We start from the raw sequence: 21,786 nt of genomic DNA, 5'->3' as shown, positions 1-21,786 counted from the left end.
ACGCTTTTGCCTTGCTGCCGGAAACGCTGGATTGGCACTGGACCCATATCGGCGGCGGCGGGCTGGGGGATGTGCTGCGGGAACAGTCGGCCTCGGCTGGGCTGACCGACCGGATCACCTGGAAAGGCGCCTGCGATCAGCCCGAGGTCATTGCCGAAATGCGCAGCGCCGATCTGTTTGTCCTGCCCAGCCGGATTGCCGAGGATGGCGACCGCGACGGGTTGCCGAATGTGTTGATGGAGGCGGCCTCGCAACGCCTGCCGATCCTGTCCACGCCCGTTTCGGCCATCCCCGAGTTCATCAAAACCGGCACTCATGGGGTGCTGTCGGATGATGATCCGACAGCACTGGCGCAGGAAATCACCGCGCTGGCGGCAGACCCCGAGGGTGCAGAGCATATGGCCTCCAAGGCGCATGACCGATTGCTGGCCGAGTTCCGCATGGACCCGGGCATCGCCCGCCTGTCGGCACGGTTGACCACCTTGTGCGCAGGGGGCACCTGATGGCGCGCGTGGCCTTCTACGCCCCGATGAAATCCCCCGACAGCCCGACCCCCTCGGGCGACCGCGAAATGGCCCGCAACCTGATGACCGCCATTGGTGCGCAGGGCGATCAGGTCGAGCTGGTGTCCCGGCTGCGCGCCTATGACAAACACGGTGATATGGCCGTGCAGGCTGCCCTGCGCCAACAAGCCGAGGTCGAAGCGGGCAGGTTGATTGCCGAGATGCCCTCGGACACCGATCTGTGGGTGACCTATCACAACTACTACAAGGCGCCTGATCTGCTGGGACCCAAGGTCTGCCGCGCGCGGGGCATCCCTTACGTGCAACTGGAAAGCACGCGCGCCACCAGCCGTCTGAACGGCAATTGGTCGGACTTCGCCCAAGCCGCACATCAGGCCTGTGACGCCGCGCAGGTGATCTTCTACCACACCGCCAATGATCTGATCACGCTGGAACGCGAACGGTTCGGCGATCAGGCCCTTGTCGAACTGCCTCCCTTCCTGCCCGTGTCCGACCTGCCTCAGGCGTCCTCGGGCGATGGACCAATGCTCTGTGTTGGGATGATGCGCCATGGGGACAAGCTGGCCTCTTACCGGATACTGGTCGAAGCGCTGCACGGCCTGACCGGCCCATGGGAATTGAATATTGCAGGCGACGGCCCCGCCCGGCCCGAGGTCGAGGCGCTGATGGCCCCGTTCGGGTCGCAGGTGGAGTTCCTCGGGCAACTTGATCGCGACGCGCTGCACCACATCTATGGCAGGTCGTCCATGCTGCTGTGGCCGGGCGTGAATGAGGCGTATGGGATGGTCTATCTTGAAGCTCAAGCCAGCGGGCTGCCTGTCATCGCGCAGGATCGTCCCGGAGTACGGGACGTCCTCGCGCCCTCGGACCACCCTTCGGTTGACGACGGCGCGCCCGGATTGACCGGGCGTATTCAGCGATTTCTGTCCGACCCCGACCTGCGTCGCACCGAAGGCACGCGCGCCCGCGCCTATGTGGGTGAACGCCACCTGATGCCCTCGGCAACCGACCGGTTCTGGGCAGCGGTACGCCCGTTGTTGGAGGTCACCCGATGACCCGTCTAGCATTGCTACGCCACGGCCACACCGCATGGAACCGTGCGGGCCAAATACAGGGCCGCAGCGATATCCCGCTGGATGTCGAGGCCCGGGCCGAGCTTGCCGGATACAGCCTGCCAGAGCCATGGGCGGAGGCAACCCTCTGGTCCAGCCCCCTGTCTCGCGCCGTTGAGACCGCCCAACTGGTCGCCGGGCGCGATCCGATCGGCGCCGAGGCCCTGACCGAGATGAACTGGGGCGATTGGGAGGGCAAGCGCGGCGTCGATCTGATCGAACAGCCGGGTAGCGGTTATCGCCATATCGAGGACTGGGGCTGGGACTACCGCCCCCCTGCCGGGGAAAGCCCGGCTGAGCTGTGGGCGCGTCTTGAGCCCTGGCTGGCCGCGTTGCGGGGCGACAACCTCGCCGTCTGTCATATCGGCATCATGCGGGTCATTCTGGCCAAGGCCTGGGGCTGGGGTTTCGACGGCCCCGCCCCGTTCAAGGTCAAACGTAACCGGTTGTTCATCGTCGATCTCTCGCCCCTACGACCGGTGGCCGAACCGGTCCGGCTGCTGAAACGGCAGGTGCCGTGATGAAGGTGATGATCATCGTCACTCACCTGCTGGGCACCGGGCATCTGAGCCGGGCGCTGACCCTCGGGCGCGCCTTCGTGGAACAAGGGCATGAGGTGCTTGTGGTTTCAGGCGGGATGCCCGCGCCGCAACTGGACAGTTCCGGGATATCACTGCTGGGCCTGCCGCCGCTGCGGTCGGACGGGGTGGATTTCACCCGGCTGTTGGATCAGGACGGTCAGGTGGCGGGGGTCGAATACCTGACGGCCCGGCGCAATGCACTGGTGCAGGCCGTGCGCAGTTTTCAGCCGCAGGTGATGATCACCGAGCTTTACCCCTTTGGCCGCCGCTCTCTGGCCGAGGAATTTCAGTCGGCTCTGACGGCGGCGCTGGACCTGCCGCGCAAACCGGTCGTTCTGAGTTCGATCCGGGACATTCTGGCGCCACCCTCCAAGCCGTCCAAAGCCGAACGCGCGAATGAGGTCATCACGCAGTATTATGACGGCGTGCTGGTACATTCCGATCCGCAAATCACGCCACTGGAAGTCAGTTGGCCTGTTTCGGACTGCTTGGCCGGACGGCTGCACTACACGGGGTTTGTTGCGCCTGCGGCTGCTGGTCCACATCCCGAGGGCCTCGGGCAAGGTGAGGTTCTGGTCAGCGCTGGCGGAGGCTCGGTCGGCCAGCCGATCTTTCACGCGGCCATCGAGGCCGCCCGAAAGATGACCAACCGGCGCTGGCGCCTGTTGGTGGGTGGGCAGGACGCGCCGCAGCGCATTGCCGAATTGACCGCTTTTGCCGAGGGCGCGCCGGTATCGGTCGAACCGGTACGACCTGATTTCCGGCAGATGCTGCCGCTGGCCGCCGCCTCGGTCAGCATGTGCGGGTACAATACGGCGATGGATCTGCTGCAAAGTGGGACTCCGTCCGTGGTGATCCCCTTTGACGACGGTAAGGAAGTGGAACAGAGCCTGCGTGGCCAGAGCCTGTCGCGATTACCTGCTGTGGAGGTTCTGCGCAGCGCTGAACTGACCGGGCATGGATTGGCCGATGCGGTCGCGCGTGTGATCGCGCAAGGGCCGCGCGTGCCTATGAGCCAGGGGTTCAATGGCGCAAGGCGGTCGGTCGATATCGCCACAGCGATGGTGGAGGCGAAGGGATGAACCCCGACTGGGCGCCTCTGCGTGATGAGTTGCAACACTGGCAGACTGACGGCCTGTCCCTGCCCCTGTGGTGGCGGGATGACGATGCGGTGACGGTGACACCGCAGTTGGAAACGCTCGCGGCCTTGTCCCGGGATTTGGGCCTGCCGGTGCATCTGGCGGTGATCCCGCGCGATGCGGATGTGGCGCTGGCGAAGTATATCTCTGAAAACCCGTGTCTCATTCCGGTTGTGCATGGCTGGGCGCATCAGAACCACGCCCCGGCGGATGAGAAGAAATCGGAATTCCGCCTGCACCGCCCGATGGCGGACATCGTGACGGATGCAAAGACCGGGATGACCCGTCTGTCCGATCTGTTTGGCGACAATTTGCGACCGATCTTTGTGCCACCCTGGAACCGCATCGCGCCCGAGGCCGCCGGACATCTGCCCCCCTTGGGCTATCGCGTGCTGTCCACGGCGACCCCGCGAAAAGCCGCACTCGCAGCGCCCGGGTTGGAACAGATCAACACGCATCTCGACCCGATCGACTGGCGCGGCACCCGGGGGCTGGTGGCCCCGGACGTTCTGATTGCCAGAACCGTCGACCTGTTGCGTGACCGCCGCGAGGGCCGCGCCGACAATGCCGAGCCTTTCGGCGTGTTGACCCACCATCTGGTTCATGATCAGGACATCTGGAGTTTTACCCGCGACCTGCTGCACCACCTGCTGGACGGGCCGGGCACCGTCTGGACCATGGCGAAACCCAAAAACCAAGGAGACCCCGAATGAGCCGACTCGATTCCATGCTGCGCCGCCTGACCGCGCAACGTGACGGGCTGAACTGGGCCGCGGCGCAGATCGACACGCTGGACGGCGATGTGCTGGATATGGGGCTGGGCAACGGGCGCACCTATGATCATTTGCGGGAAATCCTGCCCAACCGCCGCATCTGGGTCATGGACCGGGTTCTGCAATGCCACCCGGATAGCACCCCGCCGCCCGAGGATTTCCTGCAGGGTGAGGCCGAACCGATGCTGCAGAAACTGGCCGCATCCGACCACCGCATCGCCATGGCGCATTACGATTTCGGGCGCGGCATCAAAGCGGAAGACGTGGCCGAGGCCGCGCGCCTGAGCCCCCTGATCGCACAGGTGATGCAACCCGGGGGGTTGCTGATCTCGGGCCAGCCGCTGGTTGGGTTCGATCAGATCAAGGGCCCCGACACAATCGCGCCGGACCGCTATCTGTTCTACCGCGCCTGATTGCCCGACCTGAAGGCGCGCCATTGGCAAAGGCGCGTTCTTCTGGCATCTGACCTGCACCCGGTTCGCAACAGGAGGCCAAGGTGACCTTCACGCGCTACGCGATCTATTTTGCGCCCTCCCGACAGGCATCATGGGCGGATTTCGCAACCCGCTGGCTGGGATGGGATGCGGAGGCCGGGGAAGCCGTTGTGCATCCGGTGCTAGGCGGGATTGATGTGGCTTCTGTCACCGAGGCCCCGCGCAAATACGGGCTGCATGCCACGTTGAAGCCACCTTTCCGCCTGCGCGAAGGGCAATCCGTCGAAGCATTGCAAACGGCCTGCGCGCAGCTTGCGGCATCCGGGTCCCCGATCACGCTGCAGGGGCTGGCGGTCACCCGTCTGGGCCGGTTTCTGGCCTTGTGTCCGCAGGGCGATACCCACGCATTGAACGCGCTGGCCGCTGCCTGCGTCGTCGATCTGGACAATTTCCGCGCGCCAGTAACCGAAGCCGAGATTGCCCGCCGCCGAGGCCCTCATATGACACCTGAGCAGGACACCAACCTGATCCGCTGGGGGTATCCTTACGTGATGGACGCGTTCCGGTTTCACATCACGCTGAGTGGTCGGATGGATAAACCAACGCTGACGCACGTGCAGTCAACGCTGGAAAGCCATCTTGATCCGCTGTTGCCCAGCCCGTTCCAAATCAACGATCTGGCTTTGGTGGGGGAAGCCGAGGATGGGCGGTTCCACCTGATCCAACGCTACGCCTTGTCGGGCTGAGGTCAGACCTGCCCGCGATGCCCTTTGATCACATTACACCTCGGGCAATAAGGGCGGCTTCCAGCGCCTGCGGTGTCGTGAAATGGATCGCATCCATGCCGGTGGCGCGAGCCCCCTCAACGTTCTTGGGGCTGTCATCCACGAAAATGCAATCCTGCGGAGCCAACCCGGCCCTCTCGCAAAGAAGGTGATAGATTTCCGCCTGCGGCTTCAGCAACTTTTCACGCCCCGACACGATGGTCACGCCGAATACGGAGTTCAATTCGGGATGGAGTTTGATGCCTTCGGGCCATGTTTCAGCCGACCAGTTGGTGATCGCGTGAACCGGTGTTCCGCGTGCCTTCAGGCGGTAGAGCACGTCCCAGCTGCCGTCGATCTTTTCAGGCACCGTAGCCGCGTAACGCAAGACGTAACTGGCGAGACGGGCTTGGTCCTCGGCACTGTCCAGTTCGGCGGCCAGATCGTGGAATGTCTCGCCTCCATCCGCGCGCAAGTTGCGGTCGTAGAAATCAATGCGGTCAAGGAATACGGCCACCGCTTCGCGACTGCCCATCTCATCCAGCCAGGCCAGATGCGGGTCCCATTTGATCAACACGTTCCCGATATCGAAGACGACCGCTTTCATTATGCATCTTTCGTTGGATGAGGGTGCGCCGCCCAGCATAGGGATGCACCGTCTCATCGCAACTGCGGCAATGCGGGGCGACGCACCAAAGAGGCCTACACTTTAGCCCGCAACGCGGATATATGCGCGACAACGCCAGTTTCTCAGATGAGGCCAATCATGAGCTTTGACCGTTCCATCAAGATCGCACCGTCGATCCTGTCCGCCGATTTCGCCAATTTCGGGCAAGAGATTCAGGCCATCGAAGCACAAGGTGCTGACTGGGTGCATGTCGATGTGATGGACGGGCATTTCGTGCCGAACCTGACCTTCGGCCCTCCGGCGGTCAAGGCGTTCCGTCCGCATGTGAAGACGGTCATGGATGTGCATCTGATGATCGCTCCGGTCGATCCCTATATTCAGGCCTATGCCGATGCCGGGGCTGATGTGCTGACCGCCCATGTCGAGGCCGGCCCGCACACCCACCGCACCCTTCAGGCGATCCGGGCGGCCGGTATGAAGGCGGGTGTCGCACTGAACCCCGGCACCCCGGCCGAGGCGGTCGAACATCTGCTGGACCTAGCCGATCTGATCTGTGTGATGACCGTGAACCCCGGGTTCGGGGGGCAGAAATTCATCGACATGACCAACAAAATCCGCCGCCTGCGCCAGATGATCGGGGACCGCCCTGTTCATATCGAGATTGACGGCGGCGTGGACCCGAAAACGGCACCTTTGGTGGCGGCAGCCGGGGCCGATGTTCTGGTCGCGGGATCGGCGGTCTTCAAGGGCGGCTCGGTCAGCACTCCCGAGGTTTACGGCGAAAACATCCGCGCTGTGCGGGCGGCCGCCGAAGGTGCGTTGCCCTGAAAAACGGGGCCCTCCCGCCAGTCGTCGATGTTCCTGACGGAACACCTCCTCCTGTTGGGCCCAGCATCGCGCTAAGGCGCGATGCTGGGCCCAAGGCCGCAAGCGGCATTGGCGTAGCCAATGTTGCGCGGGCGCGGGAGCGTTTTCCTTTCGCAGTGTGGGATGGGTTCAGGCCGTGTTCAGACTTTCGAAATCTCGTCCCTCGGCGACCAGTTCTTCAAGCAGTGGCGCAGGTTGCCAGAAACAGGCGTCCTCTTTCGACCATTCACGGATATCCGACAGGATGTCAGGCAAGCCCTGAATGTCGGCCCATTTCAGCGGTCCACCCCAAAACCGCGGGAAACCATAGCCGTAGAGCAAGACCATATCCACATCCAGCGGACGGCGCGCGATGCCTTCGCCGACCACGCGGGCGGCTTCGTTGACCATCGCGACCATGTAGCGGCGCACGATCTCATCCTCTGAGAAAACGCGCGGCGTGATACCCTGCGCCACCCGGTCTGCTTCGATCAGAGGTATCACCTCGGGGTTTGGCACACCGCCCCTCTGGCCGGACGTGTATGAATAATAGCCTTTGCCGGTCTTCTGGCCGAAATGTCCGGCCTCGCACAGCCGATCCGCATAGGTGCTGTCGCGCGCGCCTTCCGGCAGCCCTGCCGCGCGTTTGCGTTTTCGTGTGGCCCAACCAATGTCCAGCCCCGCCAAGTCGGACACCGCAAACGGCCCCATGGCAAAGCCGAAATCGGTCAGAGCCTTGTCGATCTGATACGGGCTGGCCCCGTCCAGAACCATGTGATCGGCGCAGGCCCGATAGGCGCTGAGGATACGATTGCCGATGAACCCGTCGCAGACCCCTGCCCGCACCGACACTTTCCGCAACCGCTTGCCCAGGGCGAAGCCGGTCGCCACCACGTCGGGTGCGGAATCATCGGCCACGACGATTTCCAGTAGCTTCATCACATGGGCGGGTGAGAAGAAATGCAACCCGATCACATCCCCGGGCCGCCCGGTTGCTTGCGCGATCTCGTTGATATCCAGGTACGACGTGTTCGTTGCCAGAACCGCCCCATCCTTGCAGACCGCATCCAGATGGGTGAAGACCTGCTTTTTCACCTCCATATCCTCGAACACCGCTTCGATCACCAGATCGGCGGAACGGAGGGCATCGTAATCCGTGGCCAGTGCCAGCCGGTTGCCGAGGATATCGTCATGCGCGTTCTGGCTCAGCTTGCCACGTTTGACCGCGCCGCTCAGGTTTGCGGCGATCCGGTCGCGGGCGGTATGGGCGGCGTCTTGGGACATCTCGACCAGCGTCACTGGCAGCCCAGCCAGCAAGGCCGAGGTCGCAATGCCCGCCCCCATCGTGCCGCCACCGATCACGCCGATCTGCTGCAGGGCGCGGGGTTCAATCCCTGCCAGTTCGGGCAGTTTCGACACGGCGCGTTCGGAAAAGAAGGCGTGGATCAGGCCCTTGCGCTGGTCCGAGGCCATCAGGTCCATGAACAATTCCCGCTCGCGCGCCTGACCGGCGGCAAAGCTTTCGGCCTCGCAAGCGGCCTGTATCGCGCGGACGGCCACTGCCGGAGACAGCTGGCCGCGACCTTTTTTCAGCACCGCTTCATAGGCCGCGTCGAAATCAATCGGTGCGGGCGCAGGCATGTCGCAGACCGGGCGGCGCGATGCCCCCGCGGCCAGTAATTCAGCCACATAATCCAGCCCGATCTGCCGTGGATCACCGTCCTGAACCCGGTCCAGCACGCCCATCTCCAACGCCTCGGGCGCGGGGATGTGGCGACCTGTGGTGATCATATCCAGCGCCGCCTGAACGCCAGCAACGCGTGGCAGGCGCTGAGTGCCGCCAGCGCCGGGGAGGATGCCCAGATTGACCTCGGGCAGGCCCAGCTTGGCCGAGGGCACGGCTATGCGGTAATGGCTGGACAGCGCCACCTCCAACCCGCCGCCCAGCGCTGTGCCATGCAGGGACGAGACGACCAGCAAAGGCGAGGCCTCGATCCGGTCGCACAGCGCCGGTAGAAAAGGGTCCTGCGGAGGCTTGCCGAACTCACGAATGTCAGCCCCGGCAAAATAGGTCCGGCCCTGACCGTAGATCAGGACGGCACGCGCGCCTTCGGCCTCGGCCCGTTCGATCCCGGCCAGCAGGCCCCGGCGCACATCCATGCCCAAGGCATTCACAGGTGGGTTCTGCGCTGCCAGAACGGCAATATCGCCAACTCTTTCGTATCCGATGACCTGGGACATCCGGCCTGCCTCCCCCCTTGCTTGCTGTAACACCCTACGGGTTCGACGGATCGAACCGTAGTTGCCCAAAGACTTAACCGGGGCGCTTTCGCAATCAACCCCATTTGCCGACCAATCGTTCGACTTTTCTCCACCCGCGATGATCTGACAAATAATTTATACCTTTGATCGCCCCCTCCGCTTAGACTGCCCTAATTCAATCTATGTGAATTTGATCCGGTGTGCCGGGCAAACCGATAGACAACAACCATCAGGGAGCAAAACAATGTGCGATATCTGTGTCATGAATGCCGTGAAGGACAGAATGCTGTCCCGGCGATCATTCTTTACCGCGGGGGCCGCGGTTGCGGCGGGGGCGGCACTTGGGACGGCCAGCGCCCCACCGGCATTGGCGGCAGGCGTCGGAGAGGTGGTCGACATGACCCACATATACGACGCCGATTTCCCGACCTATTTTGGCCAGCCGGGCATTTCCGCGGATCAGACCTTCAATTTCAAAGAGCACGGGTTCAACCTGTTCAATCTGGCCGTTAATGAACATACCGGCACGCATATCGACGCGCCTTTGCATTTCTCGGCTGATGGTCAGTCGGTGGATGAGATCCCGGTGTCGAACCTTGTCTGCCCCCTATGCGTTGTGGATATCGCCGCGAAGGCGGCCGAAGATGCGGACGCGCAGGTCACGCCTGACGATCTGGCGGCGTGGATTTCCGCCAATGGGCCAATCCCGGATGGCGCCTGCGTGGCGATGCATTCGGGCTGGGGCGCCAAGACCAACACGCCGAAATTCCGCAATGCCGATGGCGAGGGCAAGATGCATTTCCCCGGCTTCCACGTCGAGGCCGCGCAGATGCTGATGGATGAAACCGGGGCCGTGGCCATGGCGGTGGATTCGCTGTCGCTGGATCATGGGCCCTCTGCCGATTTCGCCACGCATTACGCCTGGTTGCCGACAAACCGGTACGGGATCGAGAATCTGGCCAATCTCGACAAGGTTCCGGCCAGTGGCGCAACGTTGATCGTGGGTGCCCCGGCCCATCGGGGCGGCTCGGGCGGGCCTGCGCGTATCTTTGCCATGGTCTGATCTTGCGGTCGGGTCGACCCCGAAGCCTATGTGACGGAACAGGCCCGCTGAAATGCGGGCCTTTTCTGTGCTCAACACTTATATGTTACCAAATCATACATATATTGAGATTTGTGTTACATTTTACTTGCCGCGAATCGACCCCGTAAGTATTAACCGACCCAGCGGTCACCTATTGCGGTGAAGCCAAAAAGGGGGAAGGCCAGCGATGGATGCCTTTATCTGCGACGCACAGCGCACGCCTATTGGTCGCTATGGCGGCAGCCTCAGTTCCGTGCGCACCGATGATCTGGCGGCGATCCCGCTGGCGGCGCTGATGGCGCGGAACCCGCAGGTGGACTGGGCGGCGCTGGACGATGTGATCTATGGCGATGCCAATCAGGCCGGCGAAAGCAACCGCAACGTGGCCCGCATGGCCGCACTGCTGGCCGGGCTGCCGATTGATGTGCCCGGCACCACGATCAACCGCCTCTGCGCCAGCGGTATGGACGCGGTCGGGATGGCGGCGCGGGCGATCAAGGCGGGCGACTATGACATGGCCATCGCCGGAGGGGTTGAGAGCATGTCGCGCGCGCCGTTTGTGATGCCCAAGGCCACCGCCGCCTTTACTCGCAGCAACACGGTTTATGACACCACGATCGGCTGGCGTTTCGTGAACCCGAAGTTGCAGCAGGACTACGGCATCGACTCGATGCCCCAAACCGCCGACAATGTGGCGGAAGATTACCGGATCAGCCGCGCCGATCAGGACGCTTTTGCCGAACGCAGCCAGGCCCGCTGGGCCTCGGCGCATCAGACCGGGGTGTTTCAGGAGGAGATCACCCCGGTCACACTGCCCCAGCGCAAGGGCGACCCGATTGTCGTGGACACAGACGAGCATCCCCGCCCCGGTACGACGGTGAACAATCTGGCCGCGCTTAAGGGGATCAACGGACCAGACAAGACGGTGACCGCCGGAAATGCCTCGGGCGTGAATGACGGAGCGGCGGCGATCTTGCTGGCCAATGCCGAAGCGGCCGAGAGGAACGGCCTGACCCCAATCGCCCGCGTCGTCGGCATGTCCGTTGCCGGGGTTGCCCCCCGCGTGATGGGCATCGGCCCGGTTCCGGCCTGCCAAAAGGCGCTGACCCGCGCCGGGCTGAGCATTGAACAGATGGATGTGATAGAATTGAACGAGGCCTTTGCCGCGCAGGGTCTGGCCACGCTGCGGCAGTTGGGTGTGCCCGACGATGCGCCGCATGTGAACCCAAATGGTGGCGCGATCTCCATCGGACATCCGCTTGGCATGTCCGGCGCGCGTCTGGTCATGACAGCGGCCTATCAACTGCGCCGCACCGGCGGGCGCTACGCGCTGTGCACGATGTGCGTGGGCGTCGGTCAGGGGGCGGCCCTTATTCTTGAACGCGTTTGACGGAGGAATACTGCCATGTATGCTCAGATGGTTAAAACGACCGGAACTGGCGTGAAGTCCCGCGACGAGATGACGGATCAGGAGCGCGCTTTTCAGGACAAGATCGACGCGGATATCAAGATCGAGCCCAAGGACTGGATGCCCGACGACTACCGCGCCACCCTGATCCGCCAGATCGGCCAGCACGCCCATTCCGAGATCGTCGGCCAACTGCCCGAGGGCAACTGGATCACCCGCGCGCCCACTTTGGAACGCAAGGCGATCCTGCTGGCCAAAGTGCAGGATGAGGCCGGGCATGGGCTTTACCTTTATTGCGCTGCCGAAACGCTGGGCATCAGCCGCGACGAGATCACCGAGATGCTGCTGGACGGGCGCATGAAATACTCGTCGATCTTCAATTACCCGACCTTGAACTGGGCCGATATCGGCGCGATCGGCTGGCTGGTCGACGGGGCCGCCATCATGAACCAAGTTCCGCTGCAGCGGACGTCCTACGGACCCTATTCCCGCGCGATGATCCGCATCTGCAAGGAAGAAAGCTTTCACCAGCGGCAGGGTTATGACGCCATCCGCAAGATGGCCGAGGGCACGCCCGAACAGCGCCGGATGGCTCAGGATGCGCTGAACCGGTTCTGGTTCCCCTCGCTGATGATGTTCGGCCCGTCCGACAAGGAATCCGTCCACTCCGCGCAGTCGATGGCGTGGAAGATCAAGATCAACACCAATGACGAGCTTCGCCAGAAATTCGTCGACCAGACCGTGCCGCAGGCCGAATATCTGGGCCTGACCATCCCCGACCCGGACCTGAAATGGAACGAAGAGCGCGGGCATTACGATTTCTCGGAACCCGACTGGTCCGAATTCTTCGACGTCATCAAAGGCAACGGCCCCTGCAATACCGACCGTCTGGCCGCGCGCAACAAGGCGTGGGACGACGGCAAATGGGTCCGCGACGGCATGCTGGCCCATGCCCGCAAGAAACGCGCGCGCAATCTGGCGGCAGAATAAACCCAAGGAGGACGCACTATGAAAAACGAATGGCCCCTGTGGGAAATCTTCATCCGCGGCCAGCATGGGATGAGCCACCGGCATGTCGGCTCTCTGCATGCGCCGGACGCGGAAATGGCGATCAAGAACGCGCGTGATGTTTACACGCGCCGCAACGAAGGCGTCTCGATCTGGGTGGTCGAGGCGAACAACATCGCCGCCTCCTCGCCCAGCGACAAAGGTCCGATGTACGAGCCCAGCGAAAGCAAGGTCTATCGCCACCCAACCTTCTTCGACATCCCCGACGAAGTGGGGGCGATGTGATGACACGGGACGAGGCTTTCCACCAGTTCCTGCTGCGGATGGGGGACAATACCCTGATCCTAGGCCATCGCGTCAGCGAATGGTGCGGCCTTGCGCCGGTGCTGGAAGAGGACATCGCCTTGGCCAACACCGCGCTGGATCTGATCGGTCAGACGCAGATGTGGCTGGGTCTGGCCGGAGAGATCGATGGCGGCAAAAGCGCCGATGATCTGGCCTTTCTGCGCGACGCCTGGGACTTCCGCAATGTGCTGCTGGTCGAGGTTCCGAACGGCGATTTCGGGCGTACGCTGATGCGGCAGTTCCTGTTCGACGCGTGGCATTCGATCATGCTGGGGCGGCTGATCAAATCCTCGGACAACCGCGTCGCCGCGATCGCCGCCAAGGCCAGCAAAGAGGTCGCATATCACCTCGAACGCTCGGGCGATACGGTGGTCGGGCTTGGCGACGGGACCGAGGAAAGCCATGCGCGGATGCAAGAGGCGCTGGATTACCTCTGGCCTTACGTGGGTGAGATGTTCGCCAGCGACGATGTGGATGCCGAGATGGTCAAGGCAGGGATCGCGCCGAACCCGGCTGATCTGCGTGCGGAATATGACGCTCTGGTCGGGCGGGTGCTGACAGAGGCGACGCTGACCATTCCCGAAAGCCGCTTTGCCCATAAGGGCGGGCGCGACGGGCGGATGCATACGGAACATCTGGGCCACCTGCTGACGCAGATGCAATGGCTGCAACGCGCCTATCCCGGCGCGACGTGGTAAGGGCGAATGCGCGTCTCGACCGATCAGGTGTGGGAATGGCTGGACGCCGTCCCCGACCCCGAAATCCCGGTGATTTCGGTCGTCGATCTGGGCATCGTGCGCGACGTGCGCTGGGATAAGGACACGCTGAAAGTCACCGTCACACCGACCTATTCGGGGTGTCCGGCGACCTCGGTGATCAGCATGGATATCGAAACCGCGCTGCGTGACCACGGGATTGACAATCTACGGATCGAAACCAGCATCGCCCCCGCCTGGACCACCGATTGGCTCAGCCCCAAGGGCCGCGCCCGGCTTGAGGCATACGGCATCGCGCCACCGCACCCCGCAGGCGGCCCCGAACGGTGCCCCCGCTGTGGCAGCAAAGCGGTCGAGAAAGTCAGCCAGTTCGGTTCGACCCCCTGCAAGGCCCATTGGCGCTGCACCGATTGCCTGGAACCCTTCGACTATTTCAAGTGCATCTGAGGAAGGAGCGCCGGATGGCCCGCTTTCACGACCTGAAAGTCACCGACATTCACAAGACCATCCGCGATGCGGTGGTGCTGACGCTGGAACCGGTGAACGGTGCCGCCGAGCATTTCGAGTTCACCGCCGGTCAATATCTGACCTTCCGCCACGATTTCGACGGCGAGGAGTTGCGCCGGTCCTACTCGATCTGCGCAGGCAAGGATGATGGCGTGCTTCAGGTCGGTATCAAGCGCGTCGAGGGTGGCGCGTTTTCCAGCTGGGCCAATTCAGACCTGCAGGTCGGGGACGTGATGCAGGCCATGCCCCCGATGGGCAGTTTTCACACACAAATCGATGCAAATGCGGAACGGCAATATCTGGGCTTCGCCGGTGGCTCCGGCATCACCCCGGTCCTGTCGATCCTGCGCACCACTTTGGCCCGCGAGCCCAAGTCCCGCTTTACGCTGGTCTATGCCAACAAAGGCATCAACACGATCATGTTCCGGGAGGAGCTTGAGGACCTCAAAAACCTCTATATGGGTCGTCTGAACGTGATCCATATTCTGGAAGCCGACGCGCAAGAGATTGATCTGTTCACCGGTCTGGTCACACAGGACAAATGCGCCCAGCTGTTTCAGCACTGGATCGACATCGAAAACGTCGATACCGCCTTTATCTGCGGGCCGGAACCGATGATGCTGGGCATCGCGGCAGCCTTGCGCGAGCATGGGCTGGATGACAGCCAGATCAAGTTCGAACTGTTCGCCAGCGCGCAGCCTGGGCGCATCAGGCGCAAGACCGGTGCGGCGGATGCGGCGACGCAGGCGAACCAGACCAAGGCGCAGATCACGCTGGACGGTTCAACCCAGACCATCACCCTGCCCAAGGATCAATCCATTCTGGAGGCTGCCTTGGACAACGCCATGGACGCGCCCTTTGCCTGCAAGGCCGGGGTATGCTCCACCTGCCGTTGCCGGGTGCTCGAAGGCGAGGTCGAGATGGTCGCCAACCACGCATTGGAAGATTACGAGGTCGAAAAAGGCTATGTCCTGAGCTGTCAGGCCTATCCGGTAACCGACCGCGTTGTCGTCGATTACGATCAGTAAAAAGGGGCAGGTTCAATGGCAGAAGACATGACACTCGACTCCTACCTCGCCGCAGGCGGTGTGCTGACCAACCCCACCAACGTCCCGCCCCGCTACCGGGCGGAGCTGATGAAGCTGATGGCAACATTCGTGGACAGCGAACTGGCTGGCGCTGCGGGATTTGCCGACATCATCAATCAGGGGCCGGGCATCAAGGAACGCATCGCCGCCGCACGGATCGTGCTGGAAAAGACCGACAATGCCGACCGTGTCCTGACGATCATGGGGGAATTCGGGGCCGACACGCAGCGATACGCCACCCATCACCCCTGGACCGCGCGTCTGGACCGGAATGCCGATATCGGCGCCACCCGCAGCGAACATGACATGCGCCTTGCGGTCTTTAACTACCCCATCACCGGCTGGGCTGATGCGGTGATCATGAACCTGTTGATGAGCGGTGCCGTGGCCGAACAACTGGCCGAATTCTCGACAATCTCATACCAGCCGCTGGCCGAGGCCTTCCGCACCATCGCCCCGATTGAGGCGCATCACGGCGAGTTGGCTGTTGAAGAGGCCGCGAAACTGGCTGAAGAAGGCGAGACCGCGCAATTGCAGGCCTCGGTGGACTATTGGTGGCCCCGCGTGGCGGCCAGTTTCGGCAGCAGCCGCACCGAGAAACACGAGGCCTTGCGGAAACTCGGACTGCGCCGCCTGACCGGGCCTGAGTTGAAATCCCGGTGGCAGGCCAATGCGACCGCAACGCTGGATCAACTGGGTCTGGCCGCGCCGTGATCAGCCCGACCGGCGGCGGCTGATCAACCCGTATTTCAGGGCAAAAGACCGGAATGAGCGGCGTTTGCGCTGTTTCGCCTTCACGCCGCGTTTGGCCTGCGCCCCGCCTTGCCGGTTGAACTCGTAGACGTCGATGACCTTTTCGGCGCAGCCGCAGGCCTCGCCCAGGCCAACTTTGGCGAAATAGAATTTCTCGAAACGTTCAGGCCGGTGCATGGCGGGTCCTCCTGCCCCTGATTGAAGCAGAGCGCGCTGCAAAAGCCAAATCACGTCCGCGCGGGTCGCGTTAAAGCCCCTTCAACCCGTCCAGCGTCAGGTCGCTGACCAGCTTGGCGTACTCGATACGCGCTTTGGTATCGGCACCAGCGTTCCACATGTAGAACCAGTTCAGCATGCCGAAAACGGACATGGTGGTCGCGCGCAGCTTTGCCTTGTTTTCACGCAATTTGTCCGGTGCGATATCGGAGAGAATATCGCTGAGGAACTCGACCAGATCACGCTGATAACCCCGCAGAAGCTTTTGCTGATCGTCAGGCAGGGCCGAGATGCCGGTGGATTGCACGCGGTGTTCGTCATCGACGCCCTGATAGGCCAGCAGGATCTCTCGCACTGCCATACGCAGCTGGTCCGGCGCTGAAAGCCCGTCTATTTCCAGCCCGCAAATCCCGTCGCGCAATTGCCGCAGATAGGTCTCCAGCATGTCGAACAGGATGGCGTCCTTGCTGTCGTAATAGTGGTAGATATTCGCTTTCGAGATCCCGCATTCGGCGGCAAGTTGCGCCATCGAGGCCCGGTCGAACCCTTCGCGCGCAAAGACGCGGGCGGCGGATTTCAGGATGCGTTCGCGCTTGTGATCGTGGTCTTTTGCTATGGTACGGGCCAAATTCGAGACCTCCGCCTTTGCGTTACAGATTCCGGTTGTCGACAACGCGCCGGGCCTTGCCCTGGCTGCGTTCAACCTCGCCGGGGTCGCCTATATTGATCTCGGTCGAAATGCCAACGACATCTTTGATCCGGCGGGTCAGCATGCGGGCGGCGGCGGTTTTGCTCAGCTCATCGGCGGCTTCCGGCGTGGCCTCGACATGGATGCGCATCGCGTCCATGCGACCCGAACGGTAGAGTTCGATCTGGTAGTAGGGTGCGAGACCGCCGGTCGCCAGAACCTGTTCCTCGATCTGGCTGGGGAAGACATTGACGCCGCGCAGGATGATCATGTCGTCCGAGCGTCCGGTGATCTTCTCCATCCGACGCATCGACCGCGCCGTGCCGGGCAAGAGGCGCGTCAGATCGCGGGTGCGGTAGCGGATCATCGGCAGGCCCTCTTTGGTGAGCGTGGTAAAGACCAGCTCTCCCATCTCGCCATCAGGCAGGACCTCTCCGGTCTCGGGGTCGATGATTTCGGGGTAGAAGTGATCCTCCCAGATCACCGGGCCGTCTTTGGTTTCGACGCATTCATTGGCTACACCCGGCCCCATGATCTCGGACAGGCCGTAGATATCGACGGCGTGCATGTCAAAGGCCTGCTCGACCTCGGCGCGCATGGAATCCGTCCAGGGTTCGGCCCCGAAGACGCCGACCTTCAGCGAACAGGCGCGCGGGTCCAGACCCAGCTTGTGAAATTGCTCAAGGATATTGAGCATATAGGACGGCGTCACCATGATCCCGTCGGGTTTGAAATCGGTGATCAGATCGACCTGTTTGGCGGTCTGGCCGCCGCTCATGGGGATGACGGTGGCGCCCAGACGTTCGATCCCGTAATGTGCGCCCAAGCCGCCAGTGAACAGGCCATAGCCATAGGCGTTGTGGATCATGTCCCCCCGCCGCAACCCGCTGGCGCGCAGAGAACGGGCCACCAGATCGGCCCAATTGTCGATATCGCCCTGCGTATACCCCACCACGGTCGGTTTGCCGGTGGTCCCGGAGGAGGCATGAAGGCGGATGATCTGGTCCCGAGGCACCGCGAACAGCCCAAATGGGTAATTGTCACGTAAATCGTTTTTGTAGGTGAACGGGAACCGGCCCAGATCACCCAGCGACTGCAGATCATCGGGATGCACGCCCGCCTCGTCAAAACGCTGCCGATACATGGGCACATTGTCGTAAGCGTGGCGTAGCGACCACCTCAGCCGGTCCAGTTGCAGTGCCCGGATTTCGTCGATCGAGGCGATCTCGATCGGGTCAAGATCCGCCCTGTTCGGAGTAAGGTCTTTCATGCCATCCCCCTGTCTTCCGTTTCGTCAAAGACCGCGCCGCCGACCGCGCGGGAAAAGCCGCGGAATTCGGCGATTTTCTGGCCGTCCTGATTGGTGACGGTGACGTCATAGATACCGCTGCGCCCGGTCAGGTTTTGTTCCGTGGCGCGAGCGGTCAGGTGGTCGCCCGCGCGGGCGGGGGCGATAAAGCTGATCATGTTGTGCTGTGCCACAGTGGATTGATTGCGACTGTTGCAGGCAAAGGCAAAGGCGCTGTCGGCCAGCATGAAGGTCACGCCACCATGGCAGATGCCATGCCCGTTGCAGTGATGATCCTGCACGATCAGGGTCAGCGTCGCAGCCCCTTCTTCCACATGAGCCAGCTCCATCCCCGCCCATTTCGAGGCCTGATCGCGGCCCCACATGGTGGCGGCGGCCTGTTCGGCGCGATCCTTCGGCGTCATCCTATTCCCCCCGAAAGACCGGCGCGCGTTTTTCCAGAAAGGCGGTGACGCCCTCAGCATAATCCGCGCTTTCGCCGCAGGTTTTCATGGCGTCGGCCTCCAGCTCCAGATGATCGGTCAGGGAGTTCACCGCCGCCGCCTGAATGGTCTGTTTGGTCAGGCCCAGCCCCAGCGTCGGGCCGTTGGCAAGTTGCTCGGTCAACGCGCGGGCGTCGGCCATCAGATCGGCATCGGGGATTGCTTTCCAGATCAGGCCCCAATCGGCAGCCTGTTCCGCCAGCAACGGCTGTCCGGTCAGCGCCAGCCCCTTGGCGCGTGCCTCGCCCAGCAGATGCGGCAGATGCCAGCTGCCGCCGGTATCGGGGATCAGGCCGACCTTGGAAAAGGACTGGATGAACTTGGCCGATTGCGCCGCCAGCACGATATCGCAGGCCAACGCGATATTCGCCCCCGCCCCCGCAGCCACCCCATTCACGGCACAGATAACCGGGATGTTCAGCGATCGGATCAGCCGCACCAGAGGCGCGTAGAAGGTGCGCACGGTGTAACCAAGATCGGGCGGTCCCTGCATCTTGGCCGGGTTCCGGTCGCCCAGATCCTGCCCGGCGCAAAACCCGCGCCCCGCGCCCGTCAGCAGAATCGCACGGGCGCCACCGTCACGCGCATCCTCCAGCGCCGCGCGCAGGGCCAGATGCATCTCATCGGTAAAGCTGTTCAGCCGGTCCGGGCGATTCAGCGTGATTTCGACCCAAACCCCATGATCTTGCGAAAGAATCGTATCAGACATGCCCCATCCGCTTTGCAAAAGTTTCGACAAATTTCTTGCATAAACCGAACGGTTGGTCAATAAATTCACCGGAAATTATGACGTAGCCACGCGAAAAGGCCCTGACTCTTATGAGGCAGATCCACCCTTGGCGTCGTTGATAGTTACAAAACCTACCATTAACACGTTCACGACTCGTGCTTTTGAGGAGGAGACCCGGTCATGAAATTCACCAAGCTCACCACCCTGCTGGCCTCGGCCACGCTGGCAGTGTCCGGCACAATCGCCTTTGCCGCAGATTACACCCTGACAATTTCCAGCTGGGCACCGCCGACCCACGGCATCAACGCCAAGATGTGGCCGAAATTCGTCGAAATGGTCGAAGAAGCCACCGACGGGCAGGTCACGGCCGAGCTGAAGCTGGGCATCGCCCCGCCGCCCGCGCAGATGGACCTGATCATGGACGGCGCGGCGGACGCCTCGATCATCTTTCACGGCTACCAGCCGGGGCGTTTCGTGACCACCAAGCTGATCGAACTGCCGGGCTATGAGGGCTCGGCCGAGGATGCCTCGGTCGCCTATTGGCGTGTCTATGACAAATATCTCAAGGCTGCCGACGAACATCGCGGCGTCAAGGTCATCGCCCTGCACACCCACGGGCCCGCGCAGTTGCATTCCAGCAGCCCGATCACCTCGCTGGACGAGGTCTCGGGCCTCAAGGTGCGCATCCCCGGTGGCGTGGGTGGCGATGTCGGCACCGCACTGGGCGCAACCGGCATTCAGGTGCCTGCACCCAAGGTCTATGAAACGCTGGCCTCCAAGGCGGCGGATGGTGTGGTCATGCCGTTTGAGGGGCGCAAAGGGTTCAAACTGACCGAGGTGGCCCAGAACGTCTATGAAATGCCCGGCGGGCTGTATCGCGGATCTTTCGCCTATATCATGAATGAGGACACTTTTGCCGACCTGCCCGCAGATCTGCAGGCCGCGCTTGACGAAAAGGTTTTTGGCGAACCGCTCAGCCGCGAGATCGGCAAAATCTGGGATGAGATCGACGCCATCGGGCGCGAGGCGACGGAAACCACCGACGGCAACGCGATCAACGCGGCCAGTGACGCGGACCTTGAGAGGTTCTCGGCCATTGCCGAAGACGTCCGTGGCAAGGTGATTGCCGAGGTTGACGCGGCGGGTATCGACGCGCAGGCCGCTTATGACATGATCAAATCGGAAATGTCGTCGAACTGATCCGGTCCCCGGGGCGGTATCCCCGCCCCGGGCCAGTGCCGTTGCACGAGGTGCCTATGTCCCCCATCATCCAGCTGATCCGCCGCGCCAGCATCCTGCCTGTGATCGTGGCAAGCACCGCCCTGTTCATCCTGATGATCATGACCTTTTGCGACGTGATCCTGCGCTCGGTCTTCAACGCGCCGATTGAGGCCGCGACCGAACTGACCCGCATCCTGATGGCCATTCTGGTCTTTTCGGTGCTGCCCATCGTGTCGACCACCAACGGCCATATCGCGGTGGACCTGACGGACGGTATTTTCAACCGTCTGCACCTGTCCCGCATCCGCGACCTGATCATCTATCTGGTCTGCGGTGCCATGCTGTATTGGCCGGTACAGCGGGTCTGGATTCTGGCCGAACGGGCGCGCGACTATGGCGATGTGACCGAATACCTCGCCATCCCGACCTACCTGATCGGCTGGTTCATCACCCTGTCCGTTGCCGTGACCGCCGTGGTGATGATCGCCACCGGTCTGCTGCGGTTCTTTGCCCCTCATACCCTGTCGGAGACTAGCTGAATGACCGCCGCTCTGATCGGATTTGCGATTGTCCTGATCCTCGTCCTGCTGCGCCTGCCCATCGTCTTTGCCATGGGGCTGGTGGGAACGCTGGGCTTTGCCTATGAACGCGGCGGCTCGATCCTTGACGAACGGGGCCTGAAGGCCGCCATGTCCATGGTCGGGCGTCAGATCACCGATACCGCGCAGGATTACGGCCTGTCGGTGGTGCCGCTGTTCATCCTGATGGGCTTGTTCGTCAACAAGGGCGGCATGGCGCGGGAACTTTACGCGGTCTCCAACGCCTTTCTGGGCCATATGCGAGGCGGCATCGCCATGGCGACGGTTGCGGCCTGCGGCGGGTTCTCGGCCATCTGCGGGTCGTCTCTGGCCACCGCTGCCACCATGTCCAAGGTCGCCATGCCGCAGATGCGCCGGTATGGCTATTCGGATGAGCTGTCGACCGCATCCATCGCTGCGGGCGGCACGCTGGGTATCCTAATCCCGCCCTCGGTCATTCTGGTGATCTACGGGCTGCTGACCGAAACCTCGATCGGCAAACTGTTCATGGCCGGGATCATCCCGGGGGCTTTGGGCATCCTGTTCTACCTGTTCGCCGTGCGCTGGACCGTCTGGCGCAACCCCGAGGC

26 protein-coding genes are annotated in these 21,786 nt (G+C 62.5%); 19 read left to right on the top strand and 7 right to left on the bottom strand.

The features are described from left to right. The 7 genes from MPJ51_RS16585 to MPJ51_RS16555 form a co-directional block, all read left to right on the top strand. On the top strand, window positions 1–503 hold a 503-nt coding region (locus MPJ51_RS16585; RefSeq protein ID WP_298388971.1), incomplete at its 5' end, for a glycosyltransferase family 4 protein. Further along, a complete protein-coding gene (locus MPJ51_RS16580) occupies window positions 503–1,579 on the top strand; it encodes a glycosyltransferase family 4 protein (protein ID WP_298388969.1) in 1,077 nt (358 codons plus the stop codon). The genes MPJ51_RS16585 and MPJ51_RS16580, both read left to right, overlap by 1 nt. Further along, window positions 1,576–2,157 carry a histidine phosphatase family protein gene (locus tag MPJ51_RS16575; RefSeq protein WP_298388968.1) on the top strand — a complete coding sequence of 194 codons (582 nt, stop codon included), beginning with the start codon at window positions 1,576–1,578 and terminating at the stop codon, window positions 2,155–2,157. Before MPJ51_RS16580 ends, MPJ51_RS16575 begins: the two co-directional genes overlap by 4 nt. Then, window positions 2,157–3,299 (top strand): glycosyltransferase, encoded by a 1,143-nt coding sequence (locus MPJ51_RS16570; protein WP_298388966.1) that lies wholly within the window; start codon window positions 2,157–2,159, stop codon window positions 3,297–3,299. Before MPJ51_RS16575 ends, MPJ51_RS16570 begins: the two co-directional genes overlap by 1 nt. After that, a complete protein-coding gene (locus tag MPJ51_RS16565; protein ID WP_298388964.1) occupies window positions 3,296–4,069 on the top strand; it encodes a polysaccharide deacetylase family protein in 774 nt (257 codons plus the stop codon). The genes MPJ51_RS16570 and MPJ51_RS16565 overlap by 4 nt, the downstream gene beginning before the upstream one ends. Continuing rightward, window positions 4,066–4,542: a class I SAM-dependent methyltransferase gene (locus tag MPJ51_RS16560; protein WP_298388962.1), complete on the top strand. Its 477-nt coding sequence runs from the start codon at window positions 4,066–4,068 to the stop codon at window positions 4,540–4,542. The genes MPJ51_RS16565 and MPJ51_RS16560 overlap by 4 nt, the downstream gene beginning before the upstream one ends. A gap of 83 nt (window positions 4,543–4,625) precedes the next feature. Continuing rightward, window positions 4,626–5,309, top strand: a complete 684-nt coding sequence (locus tag MPJ51_RS16555; RefSeq protein ID WP_298388960.1) for a DUF1045 domain-containing protein — start codon at window positions 4,626–4,628, stop codon at window positions 5,307–5,309. Between the two features lie 28 nt (window positions 5,310–5,337). Here MPJ51_RS16555 and MPJ51_RS16550 read toward each other — a convergent pair whose 3' ends face one another. Then, the gene (locus MPJ51_RS16550; protein ID WP_298388958.1) at window positions 5,338–5,934 is read right to left on the bottom strand and encodes an HAD family phosphatase; all 597 of its coding nucleotides are present in this window, start codon (window positions 5,932–5,934) and stop codon (window positions 5,338–5,340) included. A gap of 159 nt (window positions 5,935–6,093) precedes the next feature. Between MPJ51_RS16550 and rpe the strand changes: the two genes are divergently transcribed. After that, a complete protein-coding gene (gene rpe / locus MPJ51_RS16545; RefSeq protein ID WP_298388956.1) occupies window positions 6,094–6,783 on the top strand; it encodes a ribulose-phosphate 3-epimerase in 690 nt (229 codons plus the stop codon). 168 nt (window positions 6,784–6,951) lie between these two features. Here rpe and MPJ51_RS16540 read toward each other — a convergent pair whose 3' ends face one another. After that, window positions 6,952–9,042 (bottom strand): 3-hydroxyacyl-CoA dehydrogenase NAD-binding domain-containing protein, encoded by a 2,091-nt coding sequence (locus MPJ51_RS16540; protein ID WP_298388954.1) that lies wholly within the window; start codon window positions 9,040–9,042, stop codon window positions 6,952–6,954. Between the two features lie 265 nt (window positions 9,043–9,307). Here MPJ51_RS16540 and MPJ51_RS16535 point away from each other — a divergent pair, with 265 nt between their 5' ends. The 8 genes from MPJ51_RS16535 to MPJ51_RS16500 all read left to right on the top strand — a co-directional run bounded on the left by MPJ51_RS16535 (window position 9,308) and on the right by MPJ51_RS16500 (window position 15,933). Next, on the top strand, window positions 9,308–10,126 hold the full coding sequence (locus MPJ51_RS16535) for a cyclase family protein (protein WP_298388952.1): 819 nt from the start codon (window positions 9,308–9,310) through the stop codon (window positions 10,124–10,126). A 208-nt stretch (window positions 10,127–10,334) separates the two neighbouring features. After that, window positions 10,335–11,537, top strand: a complete 1,203-nt coding sequence (gene pcaF / locus MPJ51_RS16530) for a 3-oxoadipyl-CoA thiolase (RefSeq protein ID WP_298388950.1) — start codon at window positions 10,335–10,337, stop codon at window positions 11,535–11,537. Window positions 11,538–11,552: 15 nt separating this feature from the next. Further along, window positions 11,553–12,545, top strand: a complete 993-nt coding sequence (paaA, locus tag MPJ51_RS16525; protein WP_298388948.1) for a 1,2-phenylacetyl-CoA epoxidase subunit PaaA — start codon at window positions 11,553–11,555, stop codon at window positions 12,543–12,545. 18 nt (window positions 12,546–12,563) lie between these two features. Next, window positions 12,564–12,848 (top strand): 1,2-phenylacetyl-CoA epoxidase subunit PaaB, encoded by a 285-nt coding sequence (paaB, locus tag MPJ51_RS16520; protein WP_298388946.1) that lies wholly within the window; start codon window positions 12,564–12,566, stop codon window positions 12,846–12,848. After that, a complete protein-coding gene (gene paaC, locus MPJ51_RS16515; RefSeq protein WP_298388944.1) occupies window positions 12,848–13,606 on the top strand; it encodes a 1,2-phenylacetyl-CoA epoxidase subunit PaaC in 759 nt (252 codons plus the stop codon). The genes paaB and paaC overlap by 1 nt, the downstream gene beginning before the upstream one ends. Before the next feature lie 6 nt (window positions 13,607–13,612). Further along, on the top strand, window positions 13,613–14,071 hold the full coding sequence (paaD, locus tag MPJ51_RS16510) for a 1,2-phenylacetyl-CoA epoxidase subunit PaaD (protein ID WP_298388942.1): 459 nt from the start codon (window positions 13,613–13,615) through the stop codon (window positions 14,069–14,071). A gap of 14 nt (window positions 14,072–14,085) precedes the next feature. Continuing rightward, a complete protein-coding gene (locus MPJ51_RS16505) occupies window positions 14,086–15,159 on the top strand; it encodes a 2Fe-2S iron-sulfur cluster-binding protein (protein ID WP_298388940.1) in 1,074 nt (357 codons plus the stop codon). Between the two features lie 15 nt (window positions 15,160–15,174). Continuing rightward, window positions 15,175–15,933, top strand: coding sequence for a Phenylacetic acid catabolic protein (locus tag MPJ51_RS16500; protein ID WP_298388939.1), 759 nt, complete (start codon window positions 15,175–15,177; stop codon window positions 15,931–15,933). Here MPJ51_RS16500 and MPJ51_RS16495 read toward each other — a convergent pair whose 3' ends face one another. The 5 genes from MPJ51_RS16495 to paaG form a co-directional block, all read right to left on the bottom strand. Continuing rightward, window positions 15,934–16,149 carry a hypothetical protein gene (locus tag MPJ51_RS16495; protein ID WP_298388937.1) on the bottom strand — a complete coding sequence of 72 codons (216 nt, stop codon included), beginning with the start codon at window positions 16,147–16,149 and terminating at the stop codon, window positions 15,934–15,936. Window positions 16,150–16,219: 70 nt separating this feature from the next. Beyond that, the gene (locus tag MPJ51_RS16490; protein ID WP_298388935.1) at window positions 16,220–16,816 is read right to left on the bottom strand and encodes a TetR/AcrR family transcriptional regulator; all 597 of its coding nucleotides are present in this window, start codon (window positions 16,814–16,816) and stop codon (window positions 16,220–16,222) included. Between the two features lie 22 nt (window positions 16,817–16,838). Further along, window positions 16,839–18,146, bottom strand: coding sequence for a phenylacetate--CoA ligase PaaK (gene paaK, locus MPJ51_RS16485; protein WP_298388933.1), 1,308 nt, complete (start codon window positions 18,144–18,146; stop codon window positions 16,839–16,841). Continuing rightward, window positions 18,143–18,589 (bottom strand): hydroxyphenylacetyl-CoA thioesterase PaaI, encoded by a 447-nt coding sequence (gene paaI, locus MPJ51_RS16480; RefSeq protein ID WP_298388931.1) that lies wholly within the window; start codon window positions 18,587–18,589, stop codon window positions 18,143–18,145. The genes paaK and paaI overlap by 4 nt, the downstream gene beginning before the upstream one ends. A gap of 1 nt (window position 18,590) precedes the next feature. Beyond that, the gene (paaG, locus tag MPJ51_RS16475) at window positions 18,591–19,376 is read right to left on the bottom strand and encodes a 2-(1,2-epoxy-1,2-dihydrophenyl)acetyl-CoA isomerase PaaG (RefSeq protein WP_298388929.1); all 786 of its coding nucleotides are present in this window, start codon (window positions 19,374–19,376) and stop codon (window positions 18,591–18,593) included. A gap of 201 nt (window positions 19,377–19,577) precedes the next feature. Between paaG and MPJ51_RS16470 the strand changes: the two genes are divergently transcribed. The 3 genes from MPJ51_RS16470 to MPJ51_RS16460 all read left to right on the top strand — a co-directional run. After that, window positions 19,578–20,597: a TRAP transporter substrate-binding protein gene (locus MPJ51_RS16470; protein ID WP_298388927.1), complete on the top strand. Its 1,020-nt coding sequence runs from the start codon at window positions 19,578–19,580 to the stop codon at window positions 20,595–20,597. Window positions 20,598–20,653: 56 nt separating this feature from the next. Continuing rightward, window positions 20,654–21,157 (top strand): TRAP transporter small permease subunit, encoded by a 504-nt coding sequence (locus tag MPJ51_RS16465; protein ID WP_298388925.1) that lies wholly within the window; start codon window positions 20,654–20,656, stop codon window positions 21,155–21,157. Beyond that, window positions 21,158–21,786: TRAP transporter large permease subunit (locus MPJ51_RS16460; RefSeq protein WP_298388973.1), on the top strand; the 629-nt coding region annotated here is incomplete at its 3' end. It abuts the gene before it with no gap.

Origin of the sequence: Ruegeria sp., from assembly GCF_028066395.1 — a bacterium.
In the GTDB taxonomy this organism is placed as follows: domain Bacteria; phylum Pseudomonadota; class Alphaproteobacteria; order Rhodobacterales; family Rhodobacteraceae; genus Ruegeria.
The sequence above is the reverse complement of the archived record's forward strand: the minus strand, read 5'-3'. Positions and strand labels throughout refer to the sequence as shown.

What these genes read in the sequence shown, in the direction of transcription:
- MPJ51_RS16565 (WP_298388964.1), top strand. Translation starts at nt 3,296, where the DNA reads ATGAACCCCGACTGGGCGCCTCTGCGTGATGAGTTGCAACACTGGCAG.
- MPJ51_RS16575 (WP_298388968.1), top strand. Translation starts at nt 1,576, where the DNA reads ATGACCCGTCTAGCATTGCTACGCCACGGCCACACCGCATGGAACCGT.
- MPJ51_RS16580 (WP_298388969.1), top strand. Translation starts at nt 503, where the DNA reads ATGGCGCGCGTGGCCTTCTACGCCCCGATGAAATCCCCCGACAGCCCG.
- paaD (WP_298388942.1), top strand. Translation starts at nt 13,613, where the DNA reads ATGCGCGTCTCGACCGATCAGGTGTGGGAATGGCTGGACGCCGTCCCC.
- pcaF (WP_298388950.1), top strand. Translation starts at nt 10,335, where the DNA reads ATGGATGCCTTTATCTGCGACGCACAGCGCACGCCTATTGGTCGCTAT.
- MPJ51_RS16465 (WP_298388925.1), top strand. Translation starts at nt 20,654, where the DNA reads ATGTCCCCCATCATCCAGCTGATCCGCCGCGCCAGCATCCTGCCTGTG.
- MPJ51_RS16470 (WP_298388927.1), top strand. Translation starts at nt 19,578, where the DNA reads ATGAAATTCACCAAGCTCACCACCCTGCTGGCCTCGGCCACGCTGGCA.
- MPJ51_RS16535 (WP_298388952.1), top strand. Translation starts at nt 9,308, where the DNA reads ATGTGCGATATCTGTGTCATGAATGCCGTGAAGGACAGAATGCTGTCC.
- paaI (WP_298388931.1), bottom strand. Translation starts at nt 18,589, where the DNA reads ATGACGCCGAAGGATCGCGCCGAACAGGCCGCCGCCACCATGTGGGGC.
- rpe (WP_298388956.1), top strand. Translation starts at nt 6,094, where the DNA reads ATGAGCTTTGACCGTTCCATCAAGATCGCACCGTCGATCCTGTCCGCC.
- MPJ51_RS16550 (WP_298388958.1), bottom strand. Translation starts at nt 5,934, where the DNA reads ATGAAAGCGGTCGTCTTCGATATCGGGAACGTGTTGATCAAATGGGAC.
- paaG (WP_298388929.1), bottom strand. Translation starts at nt 19,376, where the DNA reads ATGTCTGATACGATTCTTTCGCAAGATCATGGGGTTTGGGTCGAAATC.
- MPJ51_RS16560 (WP_298388962.1), top strand. Translation starts at nt 4,066, where the DNA reads ATGAGCCGACTCGATTCCATGCTGCGCCGCCTGACCGCGCAACGTGAC.
- paaK (WP_298388933.1), bottom strand. Translation starts at nt 18,146, where the DNA reads ATGAAAGACCTTACTCCGAACAGGGCGGATCTTGACCCGATCGAGATC.
- MPJ51_RS16540 (WP_298388954.1), bottom strand. Translation starts at nt 9,042, where the DNA reads ATGTCCCAGGTCATCGGATACGAAAGAGTTGGCGATATTGCCGTTCTG.
- MPJ51_RS16500 (WP_298388939.1), top strand. Translation starts at nt 15,175, where the DNA reads ATGGCAGAAGACATGACACTCGACTCCTACCTCGCCGCAGGCGGTGTG.
- MPJ51_RS16495 (WP_298388937.1), bottom strand. Translation starts at nt 16,149, where the DNA reads ATGCACCGGCCTGAACGTTTCGAGAAATTCTATTTCGCCAAAGTTGGC.
- MPJ51_RS16570 (WP_298388966.1), top strand. Translation starts at nt 2,157, where the DNA reads ATGAAGGTGATGATCATCGTCACTCACCTGCTGGGCACCGGGCATCTG.
- MPJ51_RS16505 (WP_298388940.1), top strand. Translation starts at nt 14,086, where the DNA reads ATGGCCCGCTTTCACGACCTGAAAGTCACCGACATTCACAAGACCATC.
- paaA (WP_298388948.1), top strand. Translation starts at nt 11,553, where the DNA reads ATGTATGCTCAGATGGTTAAAACGACCGGAACTGGCGTGAAGTCCCGC.
- paaC (WP_298388944.1), top strand. Translation starts at nt 12,848, where the DNA reads ATGACACGGGACGAGGCTTTCCACCAGTTCCTGCTGCGGATGGGGGAC.
- paaB (WP_298388946.1), top strand. Translation starts at nt 12,564, where the DNA reads ATGAAAAACGAATGGCCCCTGTGGGAAATCTTCATCCGCGGCCAGCAT.